Origin of the sequence: Neomegalonema perideroedes DSM 15528 (assembly GCF_000374145.1) — a bacterium.
In the GTDB taxonomy this organism is placed as follows: Bacteria; Pseudomonadota; Alphaproteobacteria; order Rhodobacterales; family Rhodobacteraceae; genus Neomegalonema; species Neomegalonema perideroedes.
This window is the reverse complement of the sequence record NZ_KB893665.1, coordinates 78,689-88,919: the sequence shown is the minus strand read 5'-3', so window position 1 is coordinate 88,919 and position 10,231 is coordinate 78,689. Positions and strand designations below refer to the sequence as shown.

At 66.4% G+C, this 10,231-nt stretch carries 7 protein-coding genes and 1 riboswitch; of the genes, 3 read left to right on the top strand and 4 right to left on the bottom strand.

What is annotated here, in order from left to right; translation table 11 throughout:
• Nucleotides 1-554: 554 nt before the first annotated feature.
• From B161_RS0115200 to gcvT, 4 genes are all read right to left on the bottom strand, one after another.
• Nucleotides 555-1,652, bottom strand: a complete 1,098-nt coding sequence (locus B161_RS0115200; RefSeq protein WP_018634302.1) for a replication initiator protein A — start codon at nt 1,650-1,652, stop codon at nt 555-557.
• Nucleotides 1,653-1,766: 114 nt separating this feature from the next.
• Complete coding sequence (gene gcvP, locus B161_RS0115195; RefSeq protein ID WP_018634301.1) at nt 1,767-4,595, bottom strand: aminomethyl-transferring glycine dehydrogenase; 2,829 nt, start codon at nt 4,593-4,595, stop codon at nt 1,767-1,769.
• 4 nt (nt 4,596-4,599) lie between these two features.
• A complete protein-coding gene (gene gcvH / locus B161_RS0115190; protein WP_205619272.1) occupies nt 4,600-4,959 on the bottom strand; it encodes a glycine cleavage system protein GcvH in 360 nt (119 codons plus the stop codon).
• A gap of 34 nt (nt 4,960-4,993) precedes the next feature.
• Complete coding sequence (gene gcvT, locus B161_RS0115185) at nt 4,994-6,109, bottom strand: glycine cleavage system aminomethyltransferase GcvT (RefSeq protein WP_018634299.1); 1,116 nt, start codon at nt 6,107-6,109, stop codon at nt 4,994-4,996.
• 161 nt (nt 6,110-6,270) lie between these two features.
• Nucleotides 6,271-6,367: riboswitch (glycine riboswitch) on the bottom strand.
• Nucleotides 6,368-6,586: 219 nt separating this feature from the next.
• Here gcvT and B161_RS0115180 point away from each other — a divergent pair.
• The 3 genes from B161_RS0115180 to B161_RS0115170 are packed head-to-tail and all read left to right on the top strand — an operon-like array spanning nt 6,587 to nt 10,199.
• Nucleotides 6,587-7,567 carry an iron ABC transporter substrate-binding protein gene (locus tag B161_RS0115180; RefSeq protein ID WP_018634298.1) on the top strand — a complete coding sequence of 327 codons (981 nt, stop codon included), beginning with the start codon at nt 6,587-6,589 and terminating at the stop codon, nt 7,565-7,567.
• Between the two features lie 59 nt (nt 7,568-7,626).
• On the top strand, nt 7,627-9,183 hold the full coding sequence (locus tag B161_RS18290; RefSeq protein WP_018634297.1) for an ABC transporter permease: 1,557 nt from the start codon (nt 7,627-7,629) through the stop codon (nt 9,181-9,183).
• Nucleotides 9,180-10,199, top strand: a complete 1,020-nt coding sequence (locus B161_RS0115170) for an ABC transporter ATP-binding protein (RefSeq protein ID WP_018634296.1) — start codon at nt 9,180-9,182, stop codon at nt 10,197-10,199. The genes B161_RS18290 and B161_RS0115170 overlap by 4 nt, the downstream gene beginning before the upstream one ends.
• Nucleotides 10,200-10,231 lie beyond the last annotated feature (32 nt).

The window sequence follows — 10,231 nt, the reverse complement described above, 5'->3', positions numbered from 1 at the left end:
CGTTCCTAATGTGCCGAGGGTTCGTTCCTAATGTGCCGAAGCCGATTCCGCAGCCTGTGGATAACCCCCGGAATCGCCGGTTTCCTGTGAATCATGGGGATAACTTTCTGATCTCTGTGGATAAGCGTTCCTGATGTGCCGAAGGCGCCGGTCGGCCCGCCAGAGCTTTACGGCGTTTCTGGGAGGGCTTCCGGGCCGGGTCGAGGCGTTCCTGATGTGCCGAAGCCCTCCGGGATTCCGCCCCTCCGAAGGAATAAGGAGAGGCGCGGGAGCGTTCCTGATGCGCCGAAGGTCGTGGCGGAGGCGCGGCGTTCCTGATGTGCCGAAGGATCGGCGGGCCTGAAATCGGCGCGGAGAGGCGCCGGACGCCTTCAGGCGTTCCCAATGTGCCGAATCCGGCGCGCGAAAGGCGTGTCCCCGTGGGGACGGGGACGGAAATCCGCCTCTGCGGCCTGAAATCAGGCCGGATTCATCGAAGCGTCATATGATCTTAAGAATTCAGGCGAGGGAGGGAGCGACGTCCGCGCCCGCCGTCGGCACATTGGGAACGCCCGTCAGCCCTCGCGGCGGCCGCTCTGTTTGCGGGCGAAGCCATAGAGGGCTTTATTGTAATCCTGCGGCGCGCGCTTGGGATCCTGCTCGATCCAGAAATCGAAGCGTTTTTGCACGCTGGAGAGTTCAAGTTCAGGAAAATCTTTTTGAATCAATATCTTGGTTTTTTCATCCAAGGTTTGATCCTCCTCCTGCGCGGCGGCCTTGCGCGGGCGCGGCCGGGGGGCTCCGGAGGAGGCCTTGCTCTTGCCGATCTGAGCGGCGCCCTTGCCGTCCGCGCGGGTCATGCGGACCAGAAGATTGGCCTCGGCGCCCTCCAGAGCCAGATCCACTTGCGGGATGGCGTTTTCGCGGACGATCTTCAGCATCTCGAATTTAAAGCGCCGGAAGCCGCCCTCGGAGCCGGATTTCTCGTAGAGCGTATTCAGAGAAATGGCGAAGCCTTCCTCTCCGGCGCCGCCCGCATGTTTGCGCGCCACCCGATAGAGCCAGCGCTCGCGGCCTCCGGTGATCGAGAAATACAGCGGGTCGATGGAGAGCACGCCGCCTTCCATCAGCACGCCCTCGTAGAACCATTCCGCCAGCGTGACGCTCATGCCCTTGCTCTGGCCGCTGGCTTCGTCGATGAGGTCGGTCCAGCTTTCGATCCAGCTGAATTGCCGGTGCTTCTTACCCTTGGAGGCGCGGATGTTGGTCACGACGGTCGTCGCCTGAAGCCGCGCCAGAGCCTCGCGGAGCAGCATATATTGTCGGCCTCCCGTCGGGCGGCAGATGGTCTGCAAAAGATCATAGGGCTGGAAATGGATGGTGCGCGGCACGTCGTTCAGGCCCTTGCGCTTCATCTCGCAGAGGGTGGAGGCCGCCCAGATCAGCACGTCGGCGTCCCAGATGGTCGCCATGCCGAATTCCTGGTTCGGGAAGACGTTCACGAAGACCGAGCCGTCCGGGCTGACGTATTCGATGGGCTTCTGACGGCGGCGCTTCGCCAGCGAGAAGAAGGGACGCTCCATCATCTCCATCTGATCCCGCAGCGGCATATCCGCGATGTAAGGGACGAAGAGATCGAATTGGGTGTCCGCGAAGCGTTTGGGTCCGGCCATGGCGCGCCTGTCTGGAGAGGGCGGGGAGCCGGATGATAGCCGCGCCCTCGGCGAGGGTCACGCGCAAAGCTTCCGGCCCGCCTTGCGGGAAGGCGGGCCGGAGGGGTTTTGTTTTTATTCGGCCGCCTGCGCGTAATCCTCCAAAGGAGGACAGGAGCAGATCAGATTGCGGTCGCCATGGGCGTTGTCCACCCGATTGACGGGGGGCCAATATTTATCCTGCGGCGAGACTCCCGCCGGGAAAAAGCCCTGAGCGATGGAGTAAGCGCGATTCCAGCCCTCCTGAAGATCGGCGGCGGAATGGGGCGCATGGCTTAAGGGATTATCGCCCTTGGGCAGACGCCCGTCCTCCACCGCGCGGATCTCCTCGCGGATGGCGATCATGGCCGCGCAGAAGCGGTCCAGCTCGGATTTGGCCTCGGATTCCGTCGGCTCCACCATCAGCGCCCCCGCGACGGGAAAGCTCATGGTCGGGGCGTGGAAGCCGAAATCCATCAGGCGCTTGGCGATGTCGTCCACCGTGACGCCCGCAGTCTCCTTCAGCCCGCGCGGATCGAGGATGCATTCATGCGCCACGCGGCCCTTGGCGCCCGAATAAAGCACCGGGAAATGCGGAGCCAGACGCGCCGCGATGTAATTGGCGTTGAGGATCGCCAGCTTCGTCGCTTCGGTCAGGCCGTCGGGGCCCATCATCCGGCAATACATCCACGAGATCGGCAGGATCGACGGCGAGCCGCAGGCCGCCGCCGAGACCGCGCCGCCCTGGCCCGTCGCCGGATCGCCCGGCAGGAAGGGCGTCAGATGCGCCTTGACGCCGATGGGGCCCATGCCGGGGCCTCCGCCGCCATGGGGGATGCAGAAGGTCTTATGCAAATTCAGATGCGAGACGTCCGAGCCGTAATCGCCGGGCCGGGAAAGCCCGACCTGAGCGTTCATATTCGCGCCGTCGAGATAGACCTGTCCGCCATGCTGATGCACGATGTCGCAGATCTGGCGGATGTTCTCCTCGAAGACGCCATGGGTCGAGGGATAGGTGATCATGATCGCCGCGAGGGCGGCGGCGTGCTTCTCGGCCTTGGCGGCGAGATCGGCCATATCCACCTCGCCCTCCGGCGTGGAGGAGACCACCACCACCTCATAGCCCACCATCTGCGCCGAGGCCGGATTGGTGCCATGGGCCGAAGCGGGAATCAGGCAGATCTTGCGATGCGCATCGCCCCGGCTGGCGTGATAGCCGCGGATCGCCAGCAATCCGGCGTATTCGCCCTGAGCGCCGGAATTGGGCTGCATCGACACGGCGTCATAGCCGGTGATCTCGCAGAGCGCCGCCGAAAGCTGGTCCACCAAGGCGCGATAGCCTTCCGCCTGATCGGCGGGGGCGTAGGGATGCATATTGGCGAAGGCGGGCCATGAGACCGGAGTCATCTCGGCGGCGGCGTTGAGCTTCATCGTGCAGGAGCCGAGCGGAATCATCGTCCGGTCCAGCGCGAGGTCGCGATCCGCCAGCTTGCGCAGATAACGCATCATCTCGGTTTCGCTGCGATAGCGCGAGAACACGGGATGTTTCAGCGGGGCGTCCTGACGGCGCAGAGCCTCGGGGATGGCCGAAGCCTTGGGCGCGGCGCCGAAAGCCTCCGAGCCGCCGAAGGCCCGCCAGACGGCTTCGACCACAGCGGGCGTCGTCGTTTCGTCGAGGTTGATCCCGATGCGGCCGCCGCCGGAATCGCGGAGATTGATCCCCTCGGCCCGCGCGGCTGCGAGGATCTGCGCGGCCTGATCGCCCGCCTGCACGGTGAGCGTATCGAAGAAGGCGTCCGCCTCCGGCGCGAAGCCCAGAGCCTTCAGGCCCTCCGCCAGACGCAAGGTCAGGGCGTGGGTCCGGCGCGCGATGGCGGTCAGGCCCTCGGGGCCGTGCCAAGCGGCGTAAAGCCCGGCCATGATCGCCAGAAGCGCCTGAGCCGTGCAGACGTTGGAGGTCGCTTTTTCGCGGCGAATATGCTGCTCGCGGGTCTGCAAGGCCAGACGAAGCGCCGGAGCGCCGCGCGAATCCACCGACAGGCCGACGATGCGGCCCGGAATGATGCGCTTATGGGCGTCACGGGTGGCCATATAGGCGGCGTGAGGTCCGCCCCAGCCCATGGGCACGCCGAAACGCTGGGTCGAGCCCACGGCCGCATCCGCGCCGAGATCGCCCGGCGAGGTCAGCAGGACCAGCGCCAGAGGATCGGCCGCGAAGATCGCAAAGGCGCCCGCCTTATGCAGAGCCTCCACCGCCGGGCGCGGATCGCGGAGCGCGCCGCTGGAGCCCGGATATTGGATCAAGGCGCCGAAGACTTTCGCGGCGTCGAGATCCTTCAGCGGATCCCCCACGAGCACCTCCCAGCCGAGCGGCTCGGCGCGGGTGCGGATCACCGCGAGGGTCTGCGGATGGACGTCGGAATCCACGAAAAAGGCGTTGGCTTTCGACTTCGCCCCCCGCTTGGCCAGAGCCATGGCTTCGGCGGCGGCGGTGGCCTCGTCGAGCAGCGAGGCGTTGGCGATCTCCAGCCCGGTCAATTCGCCGATCATGGTCTGGAAGTTCAGCAAAGCCTCAAGACGGCCCTGAGAAATCTCCGGCTGATAAGGCGTATAGGACGTATACCAAGCCGGATTCTCAAAGACGTTGCGCAGCAGCACCGGCGGCGTCAGCGTCCCGTGATAGCCTTGGCCGATCAGCGAGATCATCGGCTTATTCCGCGCCGCCAAAGCGCGGATCTCGTCCAGCGCCTCATGCTCCGTGAGGGCGGCGGGCAGATTCAAAGGCGTCTTGACGCGGATGGAGGCCGGAACCGTCTCGGCCATCAGGGCGTCGAGGCTCGGCGCGCCGACGACCTTCAGCATGGCGGCGGTTTCAGAGGCGTCCGGGCCGTTATGGCGACGGGCGAAAGCGTTCTGTTCGGTCATGAGATCACCCGACGCTCGCCTGATAGGCGGCTTCGTCTAAAAGGGCTTCAAGCTGCGCGGGCTCGCTGAGGCGGATTTTGAAGAACCAGCCTTCTCCCTGAGGATCGGCGCTGACCTGCTCGGGGGCGCCGTTCAGAGCCTCGTTGATCTCGACGATCTCGCCGGAGAGCGGCGCATAGACGTCGGAGGCGGCCTTGACCGACTCCACCACGGAGATGGCGTCGCCTTGCGCGACCGTCGCGCCCACTTCGGGCAGGCCGACGTAAACCACGTCGCCCAATTGGTCGCGGGCGTGCGTGGTGATCCCGACCGTGGCGAGATCGCCCTCGATGCGGATCCATTCGTGATCGGCGGTGAATTTCAGCATGGGAGGTCTCCTGGGAACTGAAGGCGCCGGATCAGCGCGCGTAGCCTTGGCGGACGAAAGGAAGCTCGGCGAGCGCCACAGGCTGACGCTGGCCGCGAAGCTCGGCGAAGAGGGGGCGCTCCAGCGCCTCGGGCTTGAGATAGGCCATGGCCATGGGGCCGCCGAGCGTGGGGCCGAAGCCGCCGGAGGTCACGATTCCGGCCTCGCCCTGTTCGGCGAAGATCTTGACGCCCGCCCGGATGGGCGCGCGGCCCTCAGGCTTGAGCCCGACGCGGCGACGGCTCGCGCCCTTGGCCATCTGCTCCGCGACGCGCCCGGCGCCCGGATAGCCGCCCGCCCGAACGCCGTCCGGACGCCGAGCTTTGCCGATGGCCCATTCCAGAGCCGCTTCGACGGGGGTGGTGGTCGTATCGAGATCCGAGCCGTAAAGGCAAAGCCCGGCTTCGAGCCTCAGGCTGTCGCGCGCGCCCAGACCCGCCAGATGCGCGCCTTTGTCGAGCAGAGCCTCCGCGAAGGCCTCGGCGAGGGCGGCGGGCAGCGAGATCTCATAACCATCCTCGCCGGTGTAGCCCGAGCGCGAAACCCAAGCCTGCGCCCCCATGAGCGGCAGAACCCGATAATCCATGAACTTCATCCCGGCGGCTTCCGGCGAGAAGCCCGCGAGGATTTCGGCGGCCTTGGGGCCTTGCAGCGCGATCAGCGCGCGATCCGGGATCGCCTCCACCACGCAGAGATCCGCCAGCCCCGCCTTGAGGATCGCCTCGTCATTGTCTTTGCGGGCGGCGTTGGCCACCAGCAGCACATGATCGCCCATATTGGCGAACATGAAGTCATCCTCGATTCCGGCGTCGCGGTTGGTGAAAAGCCCGTAACGCTGGCGCCCCGGCTTGAGGCTTTGCGCGTCGGCGGGCGTGACCCGCTCCAGCGCCGCGAGGACCGTCTCCACGCCGCCCGAACGCGGGCGGATCGCGATCTGGCCCATATGCGAGACGTCGAAGATTCCGGCGCCCTCGCGCGTGGCGAGATGCTCCTTGAGCACCCCAGCCGGATATTGAATCGGCATGTCGTAGCCCGCGAAGCCGGCCATGCGCGCGCCTTGGGCGCGATGGAATTCGGTCAGCGGCGTGGTCAGCAGGGGGGCGCTCATGGCGGTCTCCGGCGGATGGCTTCAGAGGCGGCGGCGCCGCGCGGCCGGAGCTTATGCTCCTTCCGGTCGGACGAATCCGCGCCCCCTCTGTTTCCTGCGCCTGAGAGCGTTACTCCTTCGGCGGGCGGATCGCGGCTGCGTCCGCCTCTTTCCAGAGTTGTCTTAAGGCGACGGTTTGGGGACCTGAGAGATTCCGGGGCGGTTGCTCCTTCGGCGCCGGATCCCCTCGCGGAGTCCGGACTCTCCCGTCGCTTAAGGGCGCAGATTACGCCGTCGCGCGCGGCTTGGGAAGACTTTGTGCGGAGAAAGCATGAGCTTTCCCTCATGAGGGCAAGTTGAAAAGTTGACGCATTTAGTCCGATTTCATATATCCCTCTCTACGCCTTTCGGCTGGAGCGCCGCGCGCCTCCCTCTGCGACGCGTTCGCAGGAACGCGTAGATCCGATCAGATTTCCACGCCCCATATGGAGAGCGACGATGAAACGACTGACGGCCTTCGGTCTCGCCATGACCCTGAGCCTGCCCGCCGCCGCCGCCGATCTGACCGTGTATTCAGGACGCGGAGAAGCCCTGATCGGGCCGGTGATCTCTCTCTTCGAGGCTCAGACCGGGCTCGACGCGGAAGTGCGTTACGGCGGCACTGCCGAACTGGCGAATCTGCTGATCGAAGAGGGCGCCAACAGCCCCGCCGACGTGTTCTGGGCTCAGGACGGCGGCTCGCTGGGCGCGGTCGCGCCCTATTTCGCCGACCTCCCCGCCGAGGTGAACGAGGGCCTGCTGCCCGTCTATCGCAATCCGGCGAATAAATGGGCCGCCACTTCGGGCCGCTCGCGCGTGCTGGTCTACTCCGCCGAGCGCGTGGAGGAGGGCGACCTCCCGGCCTCGATCAAGGATCTGACCGACCCGAAATATAAGGGCCGCGTGGCTTGGGCCCCGACCAACGGCAGCTTTCAGGCCTTCGTGACGGCCTTCCGCGTCGCCGAGGGCGACGAGGCCGCCAAGGCTTGGCTTGAGGGCATGATCGCCAACGAAGCCAAGGTCTATCGCAACAACGGCACCCAGATCGAAGCCATCGCCGACGGCGAAGTCGATTTCGGCCTCGTGAATAATTACTACCTCGGCCGCTACACCGGGCCGGATCCGGAATATCCGGTGGCGCAGACGCCCTTCGGCGCGGGCGACATCGGCAATCTGGTGAACGTGGCGGGCGCCGGAATCGTCGCGGCGAGCGATAATCAGGAGAACGCGCGCGTCTTCCTCGACTTCCTGCTTTCGCCGGCCGCTCAGCAATACATCACGCTGGAGGGCAACGAATATCCGGTGACGGCGGGCGTGATCCCCGATCCGACGCTGATGCCGCTCGACAAGCTGCTCGAAGTCAGCCCGCATGTGGACATCGACAAGATCTCCGATCTTGAAGGCACGCTCGCGCTGCTGCGCGACGTCGGGCTGCTCTGACCGCGGCGCCTGCGGCTTCCGGCGCTCTCCGTCCTGCGGGGCGGAGGGCGCCTTTCGGCTTGCTCCTCCCGGCTCTGGGAGTCGGGGCGGCCATGCTGATTCCCTTCGGCTATCTCCTCGCCCGCGCCTTCGAGGCCGATCTCGCGACGCTGCAAAGCCTGATCTGGCGGCCGCGCAATCTGCGGCTGCTCGGGAACACCCTGAAGCTGACGGCGCTCGTGCTGGCCTTCAACGCGCTGATCGCTCTGCCTCTGGCTTGGCTGACTCTGCGCAGCGACCTGAAGGCCAAGGGGCTTCTGACCTTTCTCTGCGTCATGCCTCTGGCGATTCCGGGCTACGTCATGGCCTATGCGATCTTGGGCATGTCGGGCTATTACGGCTTCGCCCATCAGTTCTTCGGCCTGAGGCTGCCCCGGCTTGAAGGGCTCTGGGGCGCCGCGACGGCGCTCACGCTCTACACCTTCCCCTATATGTTTCTGAATCTGCGGGCGGCTCTGGCGGGGGTGGATCCCGGCCTGATCGAAAGCGCGCGCAGCCTCGGGCGCTCGCGCTGGGGGGCCTTCTGGGCGGTGGAGGCGCCGCATCTGCGGCCCGCTTTGCTGACCGGATCTCTGGTGGTGGGGCTCTACGTCCTCGGGGATTTCGGCGTGGTGGCGCTCATGCGCTACGAGGCCTTCAGCTGGGCCATCTACACGCAATACAGCTCCGCCTTCGACCGCACTTACGCCGCCTGGCTCTCGCTGATGCTCATGGCGCTGACTCTGGTCTTCGTCTGGGCGGAGGCCGCCTTCGCCCGCAATCGGCGCTTCGCGCGGGTGGGCACGGGCGTCGCGCGTCAGGCGACGCCGGCGGCGCTCGGCGCCTGGCGGGTCGCGGCTTGGGCCTTTCTGGGGGTGGTCTTTCTGGCTTCGCTCGGATTGCCGCTGCTGGCGCTGATCCACTGGATGATCCGGGGCCTGCCCAATATGGATTGGGCGCAGCTCGGCGGAAGCTTCCTGCGGACCGTCGCGACGGCGGGGCCTGCGGCTTTGCTGGCGGTGATCTGCGGTCTGCCCGTGGCGCTTCTGGCGGCGCGCTGGCCCTCGCGCTTGTCGGCGCTCACGGAGCGGCTGGCCTATCTCGGCTATGCTCTGCCGCCTCTGGCTTTCGCCTTGGCCATGGTCTTCTTCACGCTCAGGGCCGCGCCTGCGCTTTATCAGAGCTTCGCCGTGCTGATCTTCGCCTATGTGCTGAGCTTCCTCGCGCTGACGCTCGGGCCTTTGCGGCTGGCGCTCTGGGGGATCGGGACGCGGCGCGAGGAGGCGGCGCGGGCGCTGGGCTCTTCGGGGCCCGGGGCCTTTCTGCGGGTGACTCTGCCGCAATTGCGCCGACCCATGGCGGCGGGCGGGCTTCTCGTCTTCATCATGATCTGCAAGGAATTGCCGATCACCTATCTGCTCGCGCCCACGGGCTACACGACGCTCTCCATGAACGTCTTCAGCCGCACCTCGGAGGGCATGATGGCCGAAGCGGCGCCTTTCGCTTTGGCTCTGGTGGTGTTCTCGAGTCTGTTCGTCGGACTCATCCTGCGTTACGAGGGTTCGGGACGCGGCCGACTTCCCAAGGATCGATCATGAGCCAGCCCCTTCTGCGCGCCCGAGGTCTGACCAAACGCTTTCCCGGCGCGGCGCGCCCCGTGGTCGAGGAGGCGGGCTTCGATCTGGAGGCGGGGGAGATCCTCGCGCTGATCGGGCCTTCGGGCTGCGGCAAGACGACGACCTTGCGCATGATCGGGGGCTTCGAGACGCCCGATGCGGGCGAAATCCGCATTGAGGGCCGCGACGCCCTGCCGCTCGCGCCCGAGAAGCGCGGCGTGGGGGTGGTCTTTCAGGATTACGCGCTGTTTCCGCATCTGACCGTGGTCGAGAACGTCGCTTTCGGCGTGAAGGGCCCCCGCCTTCAGCGCGAAACCGAGGCGGATCGTTTTCTGGATATGGTGGGGCTTTCGGGCTATGGGCCGCGCTATCCGGACCAACTCTCCGGCGGACAACAGCAGCGCGTGGCTCTGGCGCGGAGCTTCGCGGCCCGCCCCAAGCTGATCCTGCTCGACGAGCCCTTTTCGAACCTCGACGCCGCCTTGCGGGCGAAAACCCGCCGCGAGATCCGCCGCATCCTCAAGGCGACGGGCTTGGGCGTGCTCTTCGTGACCCATGATCAGGAGGAGGCTCTAAGCTTCGCCGACCGCTTGGCGGTGATGCGCGAAGGCCGGATTCTCCAGATCGGCCGCCCGGAAGAAGTCTACGCCCGCCCGGCTTCGGCCTTCGTGGCGCAGTTCCTCGGGCGGACGAACCTCCTCGCGGGGGCGGCGCGGGGGGCTCAGGCCGAGACGCCTTTGGGAGTTCTGCCTCTGGCGGCGCCCGCCGAAGGCGAGGTTCTGCTCTCGCTGCGCCCCGAGGATCTCGGGCTGGAGCCCGACGCCGCGGGCTTGGGCGAGATCGTCGGCCGCGAGTTCAAAGGCCATGACGCGACCTATTGGGTCCGCGCCGCCGGGGCCGAATGGCAGGCCGACGTGATGGGCGGGCCGCTGCTGGAGTTGGGCGCCCGCGTGACGATCCGCGCCAAGGCGCCCGCCGCGCCTCTCGGGCCGGAATGACAGGATTCCGAAAATCGGACGCCCCATCGCGG